Source organism: Sanguibacter suaedae, from assembly GCF_016342785.1.
GTDB lineage: Bacteria > Actinomycetota > Actinomycetes > Actinomycetales > Cellulomonadaceae > Sanguibacter > Sanguibacter suaedae.
This window is the reverse complement of sequence record NZ_JAEINH010000001.1, coordinates 208232-226576: the sequence shown is the minus strand read 5'-3', so window position 1 is coordinate 226576 and position 18345 is coordinate 208232. Positions and strand designations below refer to the sequence as shown.

The window sequence follows — 18345 nt, the reverse complement described above, 5'->3', positions numbered from 1 at the left end:
GGTCCTTCCTCGTGCGCCGGTGCCCGTACGGGCACCGGCGGGGATGATCGGGGTGCGTCAGATCTCGAGGTTGCGCTCGATGTTGAGGAGCTGGCGGCGTGCCATCGCGAGGTTGGAGCGCGACTTGTCGAGCACGAGGTAGAGGAACAGGCCGCGCCCACCCTCGCTCTGCAGGAGGCGGATGAGGTGGATCTGGCTGCCGAGGGTGATGAGGATGTCCTCGATGGACTCCTGGATGCCCAGCCGGTGCATGGTGCGGATCTTGGCGCGCACCACGTCGGTGTTCCCGGCGGCCGCGACGTCGAGGTCGATGCCGGTGCCTGCCTGGCCGAGCGACATGCCGCTGTCGTAGTCCACGAGGGCGACGGCCATGGCCCCGTCGATCTCGAGGGCGGACTTCAGGGAGAGGTCGACGTTCGTCACGGTGGTGTCCTTGGGGTGAGGTCAGGCCCGGCGAGTCCTGGACCTGTGTCCTCCACCTATCGACCGGTGGGCCGCGGGTCGTGAAGACCTCTGCGGGTGAGTGCGGTGTGAGGCCGCTCTCAGTCGTTGAACCTTCAATCCTTGACGAGCTGGATCGGGATGAGGAACGCGAGGGTGCTCAGGAGGATGCCGCTGACGAAGACGTAGGCCTCGTAGCCGGGGAAGTTCGCGGAGATGCCCATGACGAACAGGCCGAGGGCGAACAGGGCGAGCATGGCGTAGGCGAACACGTGGCGCATGGGATCCTCCAGGTCAGGGTCTGGGATCACGGTATCAGCGGTGCGCCGCGAGCGGCTCGCCGGAGCAGGGCTGCCCGCCCGGGCACGTGCGATGCTCGGTGGATGAGCGAAGAACGCGCCGTCCGCGCTCTCGAGGCGTCCGGACTTGCCTTCACCATCACCCGCCACGGCCCGGTGCGGTCCATCGAGGAGGCCGCCGCCGCCCGCGGCGTCGACCCCTCGGCGATCGTCAAGACCCTCGTGGTGCGCCGGGCGGAGGACGACTACCTCTTCGTCCTCGTCCCCGGGGACCGCACCATCTCGTGGCCACGCCTGCGCGCGCTCCTCGGCGTGCAGCGCATGTCGATGCCCGACGCGGCGGTCGCGCTCGCCGTCACCGGCTACGAGCGCGGCACCATCACGCCGTTCGGGTCCTCGCGCGCCCTGCCCGTCGTCGCGGACGCGACCGTGCCGGGGCGGGACGTGTCCGTCGGCGCCGGCGCGCACGGTGTGGCTGCCACCGTCGACGGCACGGACCTCGTGACCGTCCTCGACGCGCAGGTCGCCGACGTCACCGACCCTGCGGGCGGCACGACGGCCTGAGCCGCGGGCGGGTCAGCCCTCGGCGCTCTCCACGGACTGCCGGAGCTCGGCGACCTCGGCCTCGAGGGAGTCGATCGCCGACCGGACCTCGGGTCCCGCCTCGTCACCGAGGGACGCCCGGAGCTCCTCGAGGCGGGTCGTCGCGTCGTCGAGGGAGACCTGGGCGTCGGCGAGCTGCTGCTCGGCGTCCTGCCCGGTCCGCTGGGCGCTCTCGAGGGCGCTGCGCGCCTGCTCCGACGCGTCGGTCGCGGACTGCACGGCGACGTCGGCCTTCGCGCGGACGTCGTCGGACAGCGTGCTCACCTGGTCGCGGAGGGCCTGGGCGTCGCCGCCGATGCTCCTCGCCTGCTCCGCGGCCTCGGACGCGAGCTGCTGGGTCGAGTCGGTCAGCTCCTGGACCTCGGCGCACGCGCCGAGACCGAGCGTGGCTCCGAGGACGGCGGCGAGAGCCAGGGAACGGTGGACGGGTCGTGCCAGTGGCCGTGCCTGGGGGCGGGGCGTGGTCTGTCTGGTCATGGCCCCAGTGTCCCTGACCGACGGGCCGTCCGCCGCCGGAACCGGCCGTCGGGGCTGGTCAGGTCCGGTGCAGGTCCGGAAAAGGTCGTGACCCGGCGCGGGGGCGTCGGGCATGGTGGTCCCCATGTGGACCTGACCCGCCCCGACCATCCGTCGTCTGGCGGGACCCGTGCGCCCGGAACCGACCGGTGCGCCCGTCCCGCGGGGAGGAACACGTGCACGCCGAATCACTGACCAAGACCTACGGGGACCGCCCCGTCCTGCGCTCCGTCGACGTCGCCGTCGCCCCCGGGCACCGCCTCGGCGTCGTCGGCGAGAACGGGGCGGGCAAGTCCACGCTCCTGCGCCTCCTCGCCGGGCTCGAGGACCCCGACTCCGGCACGGTCCACCGCCCGTCCGACGTCGGGTACCTCCACCAGGAGCTGCCGTACGGGCCCGAGGTGCCCGCTCGTCGCGTGGTCGACGACGCCCTCGCCGCCGCGCGCACCCTCGAGGCAGCGCTCGAGCGGGCCGCCGCCGCCCTCGCCGCGCGCCCGGACGACGCGTCGTGCGTCCACGCGTACGACGACGCGCTGCGCGCCGCCGAGGCCGCGGACGTGTGGGGTGCCGACCGCCGGGCCGACCTCGCGATCGCCGGCCTCGGCCTCGAGCGCGTCGTCGACCGCACCGTGGGCGACATGTCCGGGGGCGAGCGCACGCGGCTGGGCCTCGTGGCGCTCCTCGTCCGGCGCCCCGCCGTACTGCTCCTCGACGAACCGAGCAACCACCTCGACGACGACGCGGCCACGTTCCTCGCGCAGGCCGTCACCGCGCTCCCCGGGGCCGTGGTGATCGCCAGCCACGACCGCGACCTCCTCGACGAGGTCTGCACCGAGATCCTCGACCTCGACCCCGGCATCACCGGGACCGGCGCCACCACGTTCGGCGGCACCTTCTCCGCGTACCGCGCCGAGCAGCGCACCGCCCGGGCGGCCTGGGAGGAGCGCTACGAGACAGAGCAGGCGGAGCTCGCCACGCTCCGACGGTCCGTGGCCGGGACCGCGCGCCGCGTCGCGCACGGCGCGCCCATGCGCGACGGCAACAAGCTCGGCTACGACCGGCTGGGCGAACGCGTGCAGAGCCAGGTGTCGCGCCGTGTGCGCAACGCCCGCCTGCGCCTCGACACCCTCGAGGCCGCACAGGTGCCGCGCCCACCCCGGCCCCTCGAGCTCCGCACCCGCACCGACGGCCTCGCCGCACCCGGTGCCGACGGCGTCGTGGTGAGCCTGCGCGACGTCGTGGTCCCGGGCCGGCTCGCCGTCCCCGCGCTCGACCTCGCGGCCGACACGACCCTCCTCGTCACCGGCGGCAACGGGTCCGGGAAGTCGACGCTCCTCCACGTCCTCGCCGGTGACGTCGCACCCGCCTCGGGGACGGTGCACCGCGCCCACGGCGTGCGGGTCGGTCTCCTCGAGCAGGACGTCCACCTGCAGGACGACGAGCGGACGCCACGCCAGGTCTTCTCGCTGCTCGGCGACCCCGAGGACCTGCTGTCCCTCGGCCTCGTCGCACCCAGGGACGCCTCCCGCCCCCTGCGCGAGCTGAGCGTCGGGCAGCGCAGGCGCGTCGTCCTCGCGCTCCTCGTCGCCCAGGCCCCCGAGGTGCTCCTCCTCGACGAGCCCACCAACCACGTGTCCCTCGCGCTCGCGGACGAGCTCGCCGAGGCGGTACGCGCAGCGCCGGGGTGCGTCGTCGTCGCGTCCCACGACCGATGGTTGCGACGGACGTGGACCGGCGGGTGGCTGCACCTGGCCGACGGGGCCGTCGCGGGCTGAGCCCGGCTCAGGCCACGGTGCCGCTCTCGTCGGCGGTGCCCGCGTCCGCCGCGTGCCCTCTGCCCACCGCGTCCCCTGCGCCCCTGTCCCGCGACGCGGTGCGGCCGCTCGTGCCGTCGACGTCGTCGCGGAGGGTGCCGAGGTCGTCGAGGAGCGCGCGCAGCGCGAACGCCGTGGGTTCGTCGGTGCCGCTCACGCGGCCGGCGACGTGGCGGATCTCCGCGGACGCGGCCTCGAGCGCGGTGAGGGCGTCCTGGAGCGACACCTCCGCGTACCAGAAGGCGTGGGGGTCGCTGGTGCCCGCGTCGCGGAGGGCGTCGCGGGCACCGGTCGTCGCGGCCTGCGCGGAGGCGATGGCGTCGCGCGTCGCGGTGCGCAGCTCCGCCGGGAGGACGGTGGTGTGGGTGGCTGCGAGGAGGATGTCGCGCGTGATCACGTCCGTCTGCGCACGGGCGAGCGTCAGGGAGGCGTCACGCTCCGCGCCCACCGCGACCGCGGTGGGGCTCTGCGTGAGCGGCATGGCCACGGCGAGGAGGCTCGCGGCGGCCAGTCGAGTCGTCTTCGACGTCATGTAACGATTGTGCAACGGAAAACTGGGAACGGCCTGGGTGCACACACGATGTTCACCCTCTGTCCCCGGATGGAAAATCGCGGCGTCGCGCGTTACGGTCGTCAGCGGCCTGAACCGAGACGCGGGCGCACCGCCCGACGGCCGAGCAGACCGACCCGCAAGACGAGACAGGTACGAGCACACATGAGCACTCTCCCCCTGGGGCGCGACGACGCGTCCGGGATCTCCTTCACGACCGTCGACGGATCCACGTGGATCACCCTCCACGGCGAGGTCGACGCGGCGCTCAGGGACCAGGCGAGCGAGGCCATGGTGTTCCTCATGGTGCAGAACGCCCCCGTGGTGCTCGACGTGGGTGCGGTGACGTTCATCGACTCCTCGGGCCTCGCGTTCCTCGTCCAGGTCTACCGGGTGTGCGAGGAGAGCGGCATCGACGTCGAGCTCCTCGACCCGACGCCCAACATGCTCGACCTCCTCGACGTGCTCGGCATGACCGACCGCTTCGCGATCCGGCGCAGCGACGACGACGGGACGGTCCGCGCGGGCGCATGACCCCTGTCGGTGGCGGCGGATACCGTCGCCGCATGCGGATCCTGCACACCTCCGACTGGCACCTCGGGCGCACCCTCCACGGGGTCGACCTGCTGGAGCACCAGGCGGCGTACCTCGACCACCTCGTCGAGGTGGCGCGCGCCGAGGACGTGCGGGCCGTCGTCGTGTCGGGTGACGTCTACGACCGGGCCATCCCGCCCGTCGAGGCCGTGACGCTGCTCTCCGAGACCCTCGCACGGCTGTCCCAGCACGCCCAGGTGGTCGTCACCCCCGGCAACCACGACTCGGCCGTCCGCCTCGGGTTCGGCGACCGCATCCTCCGCGACGGCATCCACGTGCGCGCCAGGGTCGCCGACGTCGGCAGGCCCGTCGAGATCCCCGACCCCGACGGGGGTGCCCCCGTCCTGGTGTACGCGATGCCGTACCTCGACCCGGACGCGTCGCGCGTCGCGCTCCAGGACGGCGACGAGCCCCTTGCACGGTCCCATGCCGCGGTCATGGGAGCCGCGATGCGGCGGGTCCGGGCGGACCTCGCCGCGCGGACGGCCCACGCGCCGGTGCGCTCCGTCGTCATGGCGCACGCCTTCGTCGTGGGCGGCGAGGCGTCCGAGTCGGAGCGCGACATCCGGGTGGGCGGCGTCGACTCCGTCCCCGCCGGGGTCTTCGAGGGCGTCGACTACGTGGCCCTGGGCCACCTCCACGGACCGCAGCGCGTGACGTTCCCCGGTGCCACGGTCGGCCGGTACTCCGGGTCACCCCTCGCGTACTCGTTCTCCGAGATGCGCCACGCGAAGTCGAGCGTCCTCCTCGAGCTGTCCGCCGACGGGTCGCAGGGCGTCACCGGCGAGCCCGAGCTGCTCCGTGCGCCCGTGCCGCGACGGCTCAGCGAGGTCAGCGGGACGCTCGACGACCTCCTGGGGGCTGCCGGCGAAGCCCACCGGGACGACTGGGTGCGCGTCCTCGTCACCGACACCGCCCGCCCGCGGGAGATGACCGCGCGCGTCAAGGAGCGCTTCCCCCACGCGCTCGTCGTCCAGCACCGGCCCGCCGCCCGCGAGGAGCGCCCGTCGCTCACCCTCGCCGTGACCGCCGCGAGCGACCCCGTCGTCGTCGCCGGGGACTTCGTCGCGCACGTCACCGGTGCCACGGCCACCGACGCCGAGGTCGCCGTGCTCCGCGCAGCCTTCGAGCGTGCCGGCGCGGCGGAGCGGAGCGCCTGATGCACCTGCACAGCCTCCGCATCCAGGCCGTCGGACCGTTCGCCGGGGAGCACGTCGTCGACTTCGCGGCCCTCGCCGCGTCCGGGATCTTCCTCCTCGAAGGGCCCACGGGCGCAGGCAAGTCGACCATCATCGACGCCGTGGTCTTCGCCCTCTACGGGAAGGTCGCGTCCGCGTCGGCGAGCGAGGACCGTCTCCGGTCGTCCTTCGCTCCCGACGACGTCGACTCCGTCGTCGACCTCACCTTCGAGACCGGCGCCGGGGCCTTCCGGGTGGTCCGCACGCCCGAACGGCTGCGCCGCAAGAAGCGGGGTGACGGCACCACCAAGCAGCAGGCCAGCGTGCGCCTGTGGCGCCTGCCCAGCGAGGCGCTCGCCCCGGGAGCGACGCTCGGCGCCCCGGGCGACGCCGGTGAGCTCGTCGCGTCGCGGCTCGACGAGGCCGGGCTCGAGCTCCAGCGCGTCGTCGGGCTGGACCGCACCCAGTTCGTCCAGACCGTCGTCCTGCCGCAGGGTGAGTTCGCCGGGTTCCTCAGGGCCAGGCCGGAGGACCGCGGGGCGCTCCTCCAGAAGGTGTTCGGCACCGAGGTCTACGACAGGGCCCAGACCGAGCTCGCGGGCATGCGCGCCGCCGCCCAGCGGGACCTCGACACCGCCCGTGGTGCGGTCACCGCGGCCGTGGACGGGTTCGTGGTCACCGCAGACCTCGACGAGGACGCCGCGGGTGTCCTGCGTGACGCCCGCGCCGAGGACACCCCCAAGCTCTCCGCCGAGCACGTCGCCGGTCTCGAGGCCGCCGCCGACGCCCTCGCGCTCGCCGACACCGCGGCCCGGACCGATCTCGACGCCGCCCGCGCGACGCTCACGAGCGCTCAGCGGCTCGCCGAGGCCCTGCACCGCCGGGCCGTGCTCCTCGCCGAGCAGGACGAGCTCGCCGAGCGCGCGGCGCACGTCGTCGAGCAGGAGACAGCCCTGGACGTGGCACGTCGGGCCGCGGTCGTGCGGCCGCTCCTCGACGGCGAGCACGACGCCCAGCTCACCGCCGACCGTCTCGTGGCCGAGGCCGCGGCGGCGTTCGACGGCGCGCGCGGCGTCCTGCCCGACGGCACCCTGCCGGACCTCCCCGATCTCGACGACGAGACCGGTGCCGGCGCGGACGCCGCGGAGGCGGACCTCCGTGCGCGACGCGACGCCGACGCCCGCCGCGCGTCGTCGCTCGAGCGGCTCGTGGCCGTCGAGGCGTCCCTTCCCGTGCGCCGCGACGCGCTGGCCAGGGACCGTGCCGCCCTCGAGGGGCGCCGCGCCGAGGCCGAGGAACGTGCCCGGGACCTCGACGCACGGCCCGTCGCCCGCACGGCCCTCGAGGCGGGGCGCGACCACCACCGGGCCGTCGCCGCCGAGCTCACCGCCCGCACCGCCGTCGCCGCCGCAGCCCGGACCGTCGTCGAGACCCTCGACACCGTGGACGCCCTCCGCGTCGACCTCGACGGGGCCCGCGCGACGCTCACCCGAGCTGCCGATCGTGCTCGCGACACCGCTGCGCAGGAGCACGACCTTCGGCAGCGGCGCATCGACGGCATCGCCGGCGAGATCGCCACGACCCTGAAACCCGGTGTGCCGTGCCCGGTCTGCGGAGGTGCGGAGCACCCGGCGCCGGCCCCGCTGCACGAGGACCACGTCACCCAGGACGCCGTCGACGACGCGCAGGCCGTCCGGGAGTCCGCCGAGCGCGACCTCGTGGCCGCCGAGCGCACCGCGACGCTCCTCGCCGAGCGCCACGCCGCGGCGATCGCCTCCACCGGCGGCGCGGAGCGGTCCGCCGCGGTCGCCGCCCTCGACGCGGCGAGCACCGCGGTCACCGAGGCGGAGACCGCCCGGGACTCGGTGCCCGTCGCGGAGCAGGCCCTCGCCGACTTCGACGCGGAGACAGCCGGCCTCCTCGCGGAGGCGACGGCGCTCCGCGACTCCCTCACCGGCGAGGCCGCTCGGCTCGACCGGGACGCGGCCGACCTCGACCGCGACACGTTCGAGGTCGCCGAAGCGGTCCGTGGGCTCGAGGGTGACGTGGCCCCGGACACCGGGGCCGACGTCGGGACGGACTCTGGGCGTCCCGGCGACGCCCCGCCGAGCGTCGCGGCCGCGGTCGAGGCTCTCGAGAGCGCTGTGACGGCCCTCGACGCGCTCCTCGACGCCCGGCGCGAGGCCCGCGCCGCCCTCCGCGCCCGCGACCAGCGCGTCGCCGAGCGCACCCGCACCATGGCCGAGCAGGGTTTCGCGACCCTCGACGCCCTGCTCGACGCACGCCTCGGTGCGCAGGAGCAGGCCGCCCTCGAGGCCGCCGTCACCGGTTTCCGGTCCGACGAGGCCCGCGTCCGTGCAGGGCTCGCGGCACCGGAGATCGTCGGCCTCGCCGCCGACGCCCACGTGGACCTGCCCGCCGCCGAGCAGGTCGTCGCGGATGCTGAGGCCGCGTGCCGCTCCGCCGCCGAGGCCGCCACCCTCGCCACACGCCGGGCGGCCGACGCGGGCCGCGCCGCCCGGACCGTCGAGGGAGTGGTCCTCGCGCTGAACGAGGCCCAGGTGCGCTCGGAACCGGTCCTGCGCATGGCGAACCTCGCCACGGGCAACGGCGCGGACAACACCAAGCGCCTCACGCTCGCCACCTTCGTCCTCATGCGCCGCTTCGAGGACGTCGTCGCCGCCGCGAACGAGCGCCTCACCGTCATGTCCGACGGGCGCTACGAGCTCGAGCGCAGCGACGACAAGGAGAAGGGCGGCGGCCTCAAGGTCGGTCTCGCGCTCCGCGTCGTGGACCACCACACCGGTGTCCCGCGGCTCGCGTCGTCCCTGTCCGGCGGGGAGACGTTCTACGTCTCCCTGTGCCTCGCGCTCGGCATGGCCGACGTCGTCACCGCCGAGGCCGGAGGGGTGCACCTCGGCACCCTCTTCGTCGACGAGGGATTCGGGACGCTGGACCCCGAGACCCTCGACTCCGTCCTCCAGGTCCTCGGCGGCCTTCGTGCGGGCGGGCGCGTCGTCGGCGTGGTCTCCCACGTCGAGACGCTCAAGCAGACCATCGCCGACGGCATCTCCGTCCGGCGCCTAGCCGACGGGTCGAGCACCCTCACGGTCCGCGCCGGCTGACCCGACCGCGGCGGGGGCTCCCGCACCGGAGAGCTCGGCCTCCGTGGTCGTCGCGGCACCGGTCGCGGTGGCAGGCGTGCCCGCCACGGCGACGGCCTCCGCCTCGTCTCCGGACCCGGAGGTCCCGGCTGCGGCGCGTCGGCGCTCGGCGCGTCCCACGGCGATGAACAGCAGCCCCGCGATGCTCACGACCGCGAACATCACCCCGGCCATGGTCGTCGCCGGGTCGCCACCCAGCAGACCCGTCACGGGGGCGATCCCGGCACCGATGCCGAACTGCATGGCGCCGAGCAGGGCTGCCGCGGACCCGGCGCGGTGGCCGTTGTGCTCCAGCGCGATGGCCGGGGCGGCGGGCATCACGAAACCGGCGGTCGACAGGGTGAGGACGAGGAGGACCACGATGGGCCACAGCCCGCCCGGGGAACCCGCGGTGACGACGGCCGTCACGAGGAGCGCGGCCGAGAGCACGACGCCCGCGGGGATGGCGACGGACAGGATGCGCTCGGGCGTGACGCGGCCCACGAGCGCGCCGTTGATCTGGCTCCCTGCGGTGACCGCGACGGCACCGGCGCCGAACACGAGCCCGAACTCCTGGGCGGACAGCCCGAACCCGTCCTGGAAGACGAACGACGACGACGACACGTACGTGAACATGGCCGCCATGTAGAAGCCGGAGAGCAGCGCGACGCCCATGAAAGGCCAGTCGCGCAGCAGCCCCGCGTAGGAGCGCAGGGCCGCACCGCCGCCGCCGGCCCGCCGGCGCTCGACGGGCAGGGACTCCTGGAGGCGGAGCGTGGCGAGGAGGAGGAGCAGCGCGCCCATGACGGCGAGGACGACGAACATGAGGCGCCACGAGCCGAGGAGCAGCAGCTGCGACCCGATGGTGGGCGCGAGGATGGGCGCCACCCCGACGACGAGCATGAGGCGGGCGATGACCTTGCCCACCCGGAAGCCGGAGTAGTTGTCCCGGACGATGGCCATGGCCAGGACCATGCCTGCCGCGGCGGTGAGGCCCTGCACGAACCGCAGCGCCGTGAACCACACGATGCCGTCCACCATGACGATGGCCGCCGTGACGACCACGTACGCGGCGAGCGACACGAGGAGCGGGCGCCGACGGCCGATCGCGTCGGACACGGACCCGATGAGGAGCTGGCCGATCGCGAGGCCCGCAAGGGTGGCGGTGAGCGTGAGCTGCACGCGCGGCTCGGTGGTGCCGAGGTCGTCGGTGATCTGCGGGAACGCCGCGAGGTACAGGTCGATGGTCAGCGGCCCGAGGGCGACGAGCGCCGAGAGGAGCAGCACGAAGCCGACGGGGATGCGCTTCGAGGCGGGGTCGCCCAGGACGGCGGGGTCTGCGGCAGGGCGTTCGGGACGCGAGGCGCCACCGGGGGAGAGGTCCATGTCCGCTGAACCGCGGGGGAACGTCCGCGTGTTCCCGCCGTCCACATGGCGGACATCACGTCGAATCCCCCGTGACCGTATGGTGAGACGATCTGGGACCTTCTGCGGACGGGACCGCCAGGACCGGCGCTATCGTCATGCTGCACGGTCGTACAGTTCTCCGCTGGGCCGCGCAGACACGGCACGCACGACGACGGATCGGGACAGGGTGATGGCAGCACGGGCAGGAGCAGGACCGGCCACGAGGGAGCAGTGGTCCGGGCAGACGGGGTTCATCCTCGCGGCGGTCGGGTCGGCCGTCGGCCTCGGCAACATCTGGAGGTTCCCGGGAGTCGCCTACGAGAACGGCGGAGGCGCGTTCCTCGTCCCGTACCTCGTGGCGCTGCTCGCCGTCGGGCTGCCCGTGCTGCTCCTCGACTACGCCCTGGGGCACCGCTTCCGCGGCTCACCACCGAGCGTCTTCCGTCGCCTGTCGACGCGCGCCGAGAGCCTCGGCTGGTTCCAGGTGGGCATCTCCTTCGTCATCATCCTGTACTACACGGTGATCATCGCGTGGGCCGTGAGCTTCGTGTGGTTCTCCGTGGACACGGCGTGGGGCGACGACCCGGCCGGGTTCTTCACCGGTGAGTACCTCCAGGTGTCCGAGACCCCCGGGCTGAGCCTCGACATCGTGCCCGGCGTCCTCCTCCCCCTCGTCGCGGTGTGGGTCGTCGTCCTCGTCGTCCTCGCGCTCGGTGTGCAGCGCGGCCTCGAGCGGGCCAACGTCGTCTTCCTGCCGCTCCTCGTGGTCCTCTTCGTGACGCTCGTGGTCCGTGCGCTGTTCCTCGAGGGCGCGGGCGAGGGGCTCACCGCGTTCTTCACGCCCGACTGGTCCGCCCTCGCCGACCCGGGCGTGTGGATCGCGGCGTTCGCGCAGATCTTCTTCTCCCTGTCCATCGCCTTCGGCATCATGATCACCTACTCGTCGTACCTCAAGCGACGGTCCAACCTCACGTCCACGGGACTCGTCGTCGGGTTCGCGAACTCCTCGTTCGAGCTCCTCGCGGGCATCGGCGTCTTCGCGACCCTCGGGTTCATGGCCCACCAGGAGGGCGTCCAGGTCGGCGAGCTCGAGGGCCTCACCGGCCCCGTCCTGTCCTTCGTGACCTTCCCGCACATCATCTCGATGATGCCCGGAGGGCCCGTCTTCGGGGTGCTGTTCTTCTCCGCTCTCGCCCTGGCCGGCATCACCTCGCTGCTGTCGCTCCTCCAGGTCGTGTCGTCGGCCTTCCAGGAGAAGTTCGGGTGGACGCCCCGCCAGGGAGCGCTCCGCGTCGGCGGGGTCGCCGCCGTCCTGTCCGTCGTGCTCTTCTCCACGACCACCGGGCTGCCGCTCCTCGACACGGTCGACACGTTCGCCAACGAGGTGGGCATCATCGGCTCGGCCGTCGTCATGACGATCCTCGTGGGCGTCGTCCTCCGTCGCCTCCCCGAGCTCCAGTGGCACCTCAACGCCGTGTCGTCGACCCGCATCGGGGCGTGGTGGCGCTGGATGGTGGGCATCGGGGTCCCCGTGGTGCTCGGCTACATGCTCCTCACGGGTGTGTGGACCCTGGTCCGCGACGGGTACGGCGGGAACCCGCAGTGGTTCGTCAACGCCTTCGGGTGGGGCACGGTCGGCGTCATCGTGGTCTTCGCCCTCGTCATGTCGTTCGTCCGCTGGCGGCACGACCCGGACGAGCTCGTCCCGTGGCCCGAGCTCCCGGCCTCCCAGCTCCGTCACGGTGGACAGAAGGGACCCCGCTCATGACCACCACCGCAGTCGTCGTCCTCGTCGTGTCCGTCCTCGTGGTGTGGGGAGGGCTCGCCCTGAGCATCGTCAACCTGCTCCGCAGCCCCGCCGACGTGGGCCCGGAGGGCCCTGCGCCGGACGAGCCCGCCGTCGGTGAGCGCACGGACTGAGCGGTCCGTCGGGCCGGGCCGGACGGGGCTCCGACCCGGCCCGAGGACCGCCGCTCACATTCCCCCGGTAGAACAGGTGTGGGAATCGCGTCCACGGGGGACGATGGTTGAATGAGCAACGAAGACGGCGTCTACTCCGTGCCCGGCAAGGAGTTCGACCGCGACACCCGGTACATCACCACACGGATCACCGCCGACGGCTCGGAGGGTTTCCCCGTCGAGGCGGGCCGCTACCGGTTGATCGCCGCCCGGGCCTGCCCGTGGGCGAACCGGTCGATCATCGTGCGTCGTCTCCTCGGCCTCGAGGACGCGATCTCGATCGGTCTGCCCGGTCCCACGCACGACAAGGACAGCTGGACGTTCGACCTGGACCCCGGTGGCGTGGACCCCGTGCTCGGGATCCCGCGCCTCAAGGACGCCTTCCTGGCCCGTGACCCCGAGTACGCGCGGGGCATCACCGTCCCCGCGATCGTCGACACCACGACGGGCGCCGTCGTCACCAACGACTTCGCGCAGATGACCCTCGACCTCTCCACCGAGTGGCGCGAGCACCACCGCCCCGGTGCGCCCGACCTCTACCCGGAGGCGCTGCGCGAGGAGATGGACGCCGTCATGCGACGCGTCTACACGGAGGTCAACAACGGCGTGTACCGGTGCGGGTTCGCCGGCAGCCAGGAGACGTACGACTCCGCGTACGACCGCCTGTGGACGGCGCTCGACTGGCTCGAGGAGCGGCTCGCGGGCCAGCGCTACCTCGTGGGGGACACCATCACCGAGGCCGACGTGCGCCTGTTCACCACGCTCGTCCGCTTCGACGCCGTCTACCACGGGCACTTCAAGTGCAACCGCTCCAAGCTCACGGAGATGCCCGTCCTGTGGGCCTACGCGCGGGACCTCTTCCAGACCCCCGGGTTCGGGGACACCGTCGACTTCGACCAGATCAAGGCCCACTACTACGTGGTGCACCGTGACATCAACCCGTCGGGCATCGTCCCGCAGGGCCCCGACCTCGCCGGATGGTTCAGCGACCACGGGCGCGAGTCCCTCGGTGGGCGCCCCTTCGGCGACGGGACACCTCCCGCCTGACGCGTCACCCGGGACGGGTCAGCGACCGATCCCGATGAGGAACGCTGTGTAGTCGTCGATGGTCCCCGGGGCGAGGAGGGCCCGGGGACGGACGACGGCGGTGAGGAGCCCGACCGCGTCGTGGTCCTCCATGACCGGTCGGGCCAGGGAGTGCGTGCCGTCGAGGTGCGTGACGGTGAGCGACGATCCGAGGATCGAGCGGTAGGTGTCCTCGGTCTCCTCGACGTCGACGTTGCGGTCGTGCGAACCCACCATGAGGAGCACGGGGATCTCCCGGGAGGCCGAGGCCCTCAGGTCGTCCGTCGCGTCGGAGCCGACGTTGCGCTGGACGAATCCCCAGCGGTCCTCCGTCATCGGGTCGTCGCTCGTCGTGGACGCGAGGTACTCCTCGTACGACGCGTGTCGCGCGAGGAGGGCGCGGGTGCGGTCGCTCTCCTCGATCGCACCCGCCCGTTCCTGAGCGTCCGCGCCGTCGTGCTCGAGCTCGGCGAGGAGGTTGAAGCGACCTTGCCGGAGCCAGCTGATCGCGGGCCCGACGGCCACGACCCCGTCGATGTCCGAACGGCTGCGGGTGACCTCGGGGAGCACCCAGCCGGCCTGGCTCGCGCCCCACAGCACGACCGTGTCGGTCGGGACCTCGTCGTCGCCCAGGGCCCAGTCGAGGACCGCGGAGACCTCTGCGGCGCGGTCGTCCATCGACTGCGACAGCCAGTCCCCGTGCGAGCCGCCGACGCCCGGCTTGCTCCAGGACAGGGTGCCGAGGCCGGCGTCGGCCGCGCCCTCGAACCACGGGGCGTACAGGCCGTCCATGGTCGCGTCCACGGGCCCGTCGCCGTGCACCATCACGACGATCCCCCGGGCGTGCCCGTCGTCCGGCAGCGTCAGGACGCCGACGAGGTCCCCGTCGGGCCCGGGGATGGTGATGGTCTCCTGGGTGAAGCGGAAGCTGTTGCCGACGACGGTGACCGTTGCGCCGAGCGCGATGAGCGCGCCGAGCGCGATGGCGGACAGAAGCGCTCGTCTCCGGGGTGTCGATCTCTGCACGGTCGTAATCTATGCGATAGATTCGGGTCATGGAAGGCGCGACCGCGAGAGAACGAACAGCAGGGTGACGCACCGGATCGCTCCGCGGACGGTCGTCGAGGCGTTCCTGCCCGACGTCGGCGAGGCGCGTCTGGCCGACGTCTACGACACCGCCCGTCTCGCAGGTCTCGCAGACCAGCCCGTGCGCCTGGCGATCCGACGCCTCGTCGCCGGCGGTGACGTGGTCCAGGTCGGGAGGGGGCGGGCAGGGACCCTCCGCCTCACCGGTGAGGGGCGTCGACGCCTGCGACGCGACCGGCAGGGCGTGGCTCTCGCGTCTGCCCAGGACGCCGGGGAAGCCCCGTGGGACGGCCGGTGGCGGATGATCGCCGTGAGCGTCCCCGAACGCGAGCGTGCTGTGCGGGACGCGCTGCGTCGGGACCTGGGTGACCTCGGCGCCGTCGCCGTCTCGACCGGCCTCTACGTCAGCCCTCACGACCTCCTCGACGCGCTGCGCGACGACGCGGGCCCCTACCTGTCGACGGCCACCACCGACGACCTGGCGGTGCGCGGCACCACCGACCCGCTCGAGATCGCCGAGCTCCTCTGGCCCCACCGCCCGACCGTCGCGGCCTACGCGACCGTCGACGAGGCCCTCCGAGCCGACGCCGCCGACACGACGAGCCCCGACGTCGTCCGGCAGCTCCGGCTCGCCGACGCCCTCGAACGGGCGCTCCGCGACGATCCCCTCCTCCCACCCGAGCTCCGGGGCGACCCGTGGCCACCCGCACGGTCCCGCGCCGCATGGGCGCGCCGGTGGGAGTCGCTGCGCTCGGACGGGGGCAACCTCGTCTACGGCGACTGGTGACGTCAGTGAGGGATAGGCCATGCTGAGCATCGCCGCGCACCGCTCACCGCGGCTCCGGACAGGGACGACAGGGAACAGGCGCACATGGAACGTTCGAGCATCCCGGCGCCAGCCCTGCTCCTCGTCGGGGCGGAGGTCACCCTCGGGGAGGCGACGATCCTCCCTGCGGTCGACCTGCGGCTCGAACAGGGCGAGGTCCTCGCCCTCATGGGGCCGTCAGGGAGCGGCAAGACGACGCTGCTCGACTGTGTCGTCGGCCTGAGGACGCCCACGGCCGGTTCCGTCGAGGTGCTCGGCGCGGGCTACGGCTCGATGTCCAGCCGTGAGCGGGCGTGTCTCCGGAGACGGTCCATCGGCATCATCGAGCAGAACCCGCGGCTCCTGCCGGAGCTGGACGTTGCCGAGAACGTCGCGCTCGTGCTCGTCTTCGACGGGATGCCGAGGCGGCGAGCCCTGGCGCTCGCCCGGGAGGCACTGACCGTGGTCGGTCTGGACGGCGCGGGTGCGCTCCGCCCGGAGAACCTGTCGGGAGGCGAAGCGCAGAGGGCAGCTCTCGCCCGAGCGCTGCTCTCGGACCGCATCGAGCTGCTCGTCGCGGACGAGCCGACAGCGGCACTGGACGAGGAGAACGTCCGGCTCATGACCGAGCTGATCGTCGGCACGGCTCGCGACCGGGACATCTCGGTGCTGCTCGCCACCCACGACACCACGGTCGCAGAGAGGTGTGACCGGATCCAGCGGATGCGCCAGGCCGACGACCGGTCCCGCGCGTCGTGGGCGTAGCTCTCCGGCTCGCGACACGGCTCGCGTTCGGCCGTGACGCGGAGCGCCGCTGGCGTCAGGTCTGCGTGGTGCTCGCCACGGCCCTGGCGACGGCGTTGGTGTGCCTCTCCGTCGCGCTGGTGGCTGTGTCCTGGCGCGTGGAGGAGACGCTGGCGGCTCGCACGCCCGACGTCGCGCAGGACGACGAAGGATCCGCGTACCTCGTCCCGCGAGGCTTCGTGAAGGACGGTCGCGACGTGTCCGTCCTGTGGATCGAGCCGGTCGCAGGCCACGAGGGCGAGAGCCGGATCGTCCCGCCGGGCCTCGAGGCGCTGCCCGCGCCCGGGGAAGCGGTCGTGTCGCCCGGCCTGCTCCGTCTGGGCCTGGGCCCGGAGGTGCTCGGCTTCGACAGGTCCGACGTGGGTCAGGGCGTCGGGGGGACGATCGGACCGGAGGGGGTCGGGACGCAGGACGAGCTCCTCGTGTGGGCCGTGCCCGCCGAGGGGCGCACGCTCGACAGGGTGGGGATCCCGTTGAGGATCGACGGGTTTCCTTCCGCGCCCACGCTGGAGGCGGAAGATGATCGCTTCGATGTGTCCGCGCCCCAGTCCCCCATCCCGCGCCCGCCGGAGATGCGGATGCTGACGGTCTTCCTCGTCGTGCTGCCGACGCTCGTCATGACGTGGCTCGCAGCCCGTGCGCGGTCGGCTGTTCGTGCGGGTCGCTCGGAAGACCTGCTGCGGCACGGCGTGTCCCCGAGGATCGTGCGGACGATCCTCGCCCTCGAAGGGGCCCTTCTCGCTCTCGTCGGGTCGGGGCTCGGCGCCCTGGTCTCCGTGCTCGTGAGTCCGGTCCTCACGACGATCCCCCTGTCGGGATCACGGTTCCTCCCGGGGGACCTGTCCGTCGACCCGGGCACGGCGCTGTGGGTCGTCCTCGGCGTCGTCGTCCTCGCCGCGTCGTCCTCGAGCACGATCCCGCTTGCCGTGTCGCGGCGGAGCCGACCGCCCGGGCGGGTCTCCGCGTGGCGTCTCCTGCCGGTCGGAGCCGGTCTCACGCTCGTCGTCGTCCCCGACCTCCTGGGCACCACGGCGACCCAGGTCTTCTACGGCGGTGCTGTGATGCTGGCCGTGGGGCTGACGTGGTCCGTCCCGTACCTCGCTCAGCTGGTAGCCCTGCGGCGGAGGAGCCGGGAGGGCGGCCACAGGTGGCTCGCCGCGGCGAGGGTCGTGCACGCCCCCCGTACCGCGAGCCGGGTCGCGGCGTTGCTGTCGCTCGCGATCTACCTCGGCGCGGTCTCCGTCTCGATCTACGTCGGGCCGGGAAGCGGAGTCTCGAGTCACGAGCGTTCCGCTGACGGTCCCGCTGTGTACGTCGTGGACTGGCACGACGGACGCCCGGACGACGTCGCCCGGCTGACGGAGGGCCTGGAGCCGCTTCCGGGCGCGGTGGTCCTTCCTCTGGCCCCTGCGGGCGAGGACGGTGTGCCGACGGTGATGGTCCGGTCCTGCTCGGACCTCGAGGTGTTCGGTCCTCTCCTGGTGGTGGCCCCGTGCACGGCTGACGGGGAGGTCTCGGGGGAGGCTCTCGACCTCTTCAGGACCATGCTCCACATGGGGATCAGCAGTGCGGGGAGCCTGGACCCGGGCGGCGACCCGGCGGAGGCGCTCGACGGCGCCCTCGTCCTCTCATCAGGCCCGGTGTCCCAGGACCAGCTCTACGTCCTCGGCGGCGAGCTGCCCGCCTTCAACACCTACGACGTGCTGAGCGAGGCGCAACCGCGCAACCCCCTGAGCAGCTGGATCGGATCAGCCTGGCTCATCTCGATCATCATCATCGGCCTGGCAGTCGTCCGAGAGATGGCGGAGCACTCACGCGAGGTCCGTCACGACGCCCGAGCCCTGATCCCCATCGGCCTGAGCGAGGACGAGGCGAGGCGCGTCGGGAGCTGGACCTTGCTCCTCCCGATACTCGCTGCAGCTCCGGTGAGCTACGTCTGCGGGCTCGTCACGTCGCTCTTCGGTACAGGAGTGTCGGCCACGTCCTACGCACCCCTGTGGATCACCGTCTACACGGCCGTGATCGTCGCTGCCACGTTGATGGCGTCCCGAGCGGGATCGCGTCCCTCGGGCACCTGACCG

At 73.1% G+C, this 18345-nt stretch carries 17 protein-coding genes; 11 read left to right on the top strand and 6 right to left on the bottom strand.

Annotated features, from left to right (window positions below; genetic code table 11):
* Nucleotides 1–57: 57 nt before the first annotated feature.
* Both JAV76_RS01085 and JAV76_RS01080 read right to left on the bottom strand, forming a co-directional pair.
* On the bottom strand, nt 58–423 hold the full coding sequence (locus JAV76_RS01085; protein ID WP_198732164.1) for a hypothetical protein: 366 nt from the start codon (nt 421–423) through the stop codon (nt 58–60).
* Between the two features lie 134 nt (nt 424–557).
* A complete protein-coding gene (locus JAV76_RS01080; RefSeq protein WP_198732163.1) occupies nt 558–722 on the bottom strand; it encodes a hypothetical protein in 165 nt (54 codons plus the stop codon).
* A gap of 102 nt (nt 723–824) precedes the next feature.
* On the opposite strand from JAV76_RS01080, the gene JAV76_RS01075 reads away from it, so the two are divergent.
* The gene (locus JAV76_RS01075; protein WP_198732162.1) at nt 825–1304 is read left to right on the top strand and encodes an aminoacyl-tRNA deacylase; all 480 of its coding nucleotides are present in this window, start codon (nt 825–827) and stop codon (nt 1302–1304) included.
* A gap of 12 nt (nt 1305–1316) precedes the next feature.
* On the opposite strand, the gene JAV76_RS01070 is transcribed toward JAV76_RS01075, so the two are convergent.
* Nucleotides 1317–1820 carry a hypothetical protein gene (locus tag JAV76_RS01070; protein ID WP_198732161.1) on the bottom strand — a complete coding sequence of 168 codons (504 nt, stop codon included), beginning with the start codon at nt 1818–1820 and terminating at the stop codon, nt 1317–1319.
* A gap of 215 nt (nt 1821–2035) precedes the next feature.
* Between JAV76_RS01070 and JAV76_RS01065 the strand changes: the two genes are divergently transcribed.
* The gene (locus tag JAV76_RS01065; protein ID WP_198732160.1) at nt 2036–3634 is read left to right on the top strand and encodes an ABC-F family ATP-binding cassette domain-containing protein; all 1599 of its coding nucleotides are present in this window, start codon (nt 2036–2038) and stop codon (nt 3632–3634) included.
* Between the two features lie 7 nt (nt 3635–3641).
* Here the strand turns inward: JAV76_RS01065 and JAV76_RS01060 are convergent, their stop codons facing one another.
* Nucleotides 3642–4205 carry a hypothetical protein gene (locus JAV76_RS01060; RefSeq protein WP_198732159.1) on the bottom strand — a complete coding sequence of 188 codons (564 nt, stop codon included), beginning with the start codon at nt 4203–4205 and terminating at the stop codon, nt 3642–3644.
* Nucleotides 4206–4388: 183 nt separating this feature from the next.
* Here JAV76_RS01060 and JAV76_RS01055 point away from each other — a divergent pair, with 183 nt between their 5' ends.
* Genes JAV76_RS01055 through JAV76_RS01045 form a run of 3 tightly spaced genes read left to right on the top strand, consistent with a single transcriptional unit; the run spans nt 4389 to nt 9120 of the window.
* Entirely contained in the window at nt 4389–4757 is a 369-nt protein-coding gene (locus JAV76_RS01055; RefSeq protein WP_198732158.1) for an STAS domain-containing protein, read from the top strand.
* A 32-nt stretch (nt 4758–4789) separates the two neighbouring features.
* Nucleotides 4790–5977, top strand: coding sequence for an exonuclease SbcCD subunit D (locus tag JAV76_RS01050; protein ID WP_198732157.1), 1188 nt, complete (start codon nt 4790–4792; stop codon nt 5975–5977).
* Entirely contained in the window at nt 5977–9120 is a 3144-nt protein-coding gene (locus tag JAV76_RS01045; RefSeq protein WP_198732156.1) for an AAA family ATPase, read from the top strand. The genes JAV76_RS01050 and JAV76_RS01045 overlap by 1 nt, the downstream gene beginning before the upstream one ends.
* Here the strand turns inward: JAV76_RS01045 and JAV76_RS01040 are convergent.
* Entirely contained in the window at nt 9079–10524 is a 1446-nt protein-coding gene (locus JAV76_RS01040; RefSeq protein ID WP_198732155.1) for a multidrug effflux MFS transporter, read from the bottom strand. The two genes, JAV76_RS01045 and JAV76_RS01040, sit on opposite strands and share 42 nt — an antisense overlap.
* A 211-nt stretch (nt 10525–10735) precedes the next feature.
* On the opposite strand from JAV76_RS01040, the gene JAV76_RS01035 reads away from it, so the two are divergent.
* The 3 genes from JAV76_RS01035 (at nt 10736) to JAV76_RS01025 (ending at nt 13551) form a co-directional block, all read left to right on the top strand.
* Complete coding sequence (locus JAV76_RS01035) at nt 10736–12313, top strand: sodium-dependent transporter (RefSeq protein WP_198732154.1); 1578 nt, start codon at nt 10736–10738, stop codon at nt 12311–12313.
* Entirely contained in the window at nt 12310–12465 is a 156-nt protein-coding gene (locus JAV76_RS01030; RefSeq protein ID WP_198732153.1) for a methionine/alanine import family NSS transporter small subunit, read from the top strand. Before JAV76_RS01035 ends, JAV76_RS01030 begins: the two co-directional genes overlap by 4 nt.
* Nucleotides 12466–12576: 111 nt before the next feature.
* Nucleotides 12577–13551: a glutathione S-transferase family protein gene (locus JAV76_RS01025; RefSeq protein WP_198732152.1), complete on the top strand. Its 975-nt coding sequence runs from the start codon at nt 12577–12579 to the stop codon at nt 13549–13551.
* A gap of 18 nt (nt 13552–13569) precedes the next feature.
* Here the strand turns inward: JAV76_RS01025 and JAV76_RS01020 are convergent, their stop codons facing one another.
* Nucleotides 13570–14595 (bottom strand): alpha/beta hydrolase family protein, encoded by a 1026-nt coding sequence (locus JAV76_RS01020; protein WP_307843938.1) that lies wholly within the window; start codon nt 14593–14595, stop codon nt 13570–13572.
* 64 nt (nt 14596–14659) lie between these two features.
* Between JAV76_RS01020 and JAV76_RS01015 the strand changes: the two genes are divergently transcribed.
* From JAV76_RS01015 to JAV76_RS01005, 3 genes are all read left to right on the top strand, one after another.
* On the top strand, nt 14660–15442 hold the full coding sequence (locus JAV76_RS01015) for a PaaX family transcriptional regulator (RefSeq protein WP_198732151.1): 783 nt from the start codon (nt 14660–14662) through the stop codon (nt 15440–15442).
* Nucleotides 15443–15526: 84 nt separating this feature from the next.
* The gene (locus JAV76_RS01010) at nt 15527–16225 is read left to right on the top strand and encodes an ABC transporter ATP-binding protein (RefSeq protein ID WP_198732150.1); all 699 of its coding nucleotides are present in this window, start codon (nt 15527–15529) and stop codon (nt 16223–16225) included.
* Nucleotides 16216–18342 (top strand): hypothetical protein, encoded by a 2127-nt coding sequence (locus JAV76_RS01005; RefSeq protein ID WP_198732149.1) that lies wholly within the window; start codon nt 16216–16218, stop codon nt 18340–18342. Before JAV76_RS01010 ends, JAV76_RS01005 begins: the two co-directional genes overlap by 10 nt.
* Nucleotides 18343–18345: the final 3 nt, after the last annotated feature.

Coding starts and splice junctions, on each gene's coding strand:
- JAV76_RS01055 (WP_198732158.1), top strand. CDS start 4,389: ATGAGCACTCTCCCCCTGGGGCGCGACGACGCGTCCGGGATCTCCTTC.
- JAV76_RS01035 (WP_198732154.1), top strand. CDS start 10,736: ATGGCAGCACGGGCAGGAGCAGGACCGGCCACGAGGGAGCAGTGGTCC.
- JAV76_RS01060 (WP_198732159.1), bottom strand. CDS start 4,205: ATGACGTCGAAGACGACTCGACTGGCCGCCGCGAGCCTCCTCGCCGTG.
- JAV76_RS01070 (WP_198732161.1), bottom strand. CDS start 1,820: ATGACCAGACAGACCACGCCCCGCCCCCAGGCACGGCCACTGGCACGA.
- JAV76_RS01010 (WP_198732150.1), top strand. CDS start 15,527: ATGGAACGTTCGAGCATCCCGGCGCCAGCCCTGCTCCTCGTCGGGGCG.
- JAV76_RS01025 (WP_198732152.1), top strand. CDS start 12,577: ATGAGCAACGAAGACGGCGTCTACTCCGTGCCCGGCAAGGAGTTCGAC.
- JAV76_RS01030 (WP_198732153.1), top strand. CDS start 12,310: ATGACCACCACCGCAGTCGTCGTCCTCGTCGTGTCCGTCCTCGTGGTG.
- JAV76_RS01040 (WP_198732155.1), bottom strand. CDS start 10,524: ATGGACCTCTCCCCCGGTGGCGCCTCGCGTCCCGAACGCCCTGCCGCA.
- JAV76_RS01080 (WP_198732163.1), bottom strand. CDS start 722: ATGCGCCACGTGTTCGCCTACGCCATGCTCGCCCTGTTCGCCCTCGGC.
- JAV76_RS01045 (WP_198732156.1), top strand. CDS start 5,977: ATGCACCTGCACAGCCTCCGCATCCAGGCCGTCGGACCGTTCGCCGGG.
- JAV76_RS01075 (WP_198732162.1), top strand. CDS start 825: ATGAGCGAAGAACGCGCCGTCCGCGCTCTCGAGGCGTCCGGACTTGCC.
- JAV76_RS01050 (WP_198732157.1), top strand. CDS start 4,790: ATGCGGATCCTGCACACCTCCGACTGGCACCTCGGGCGCACCCTCCAC.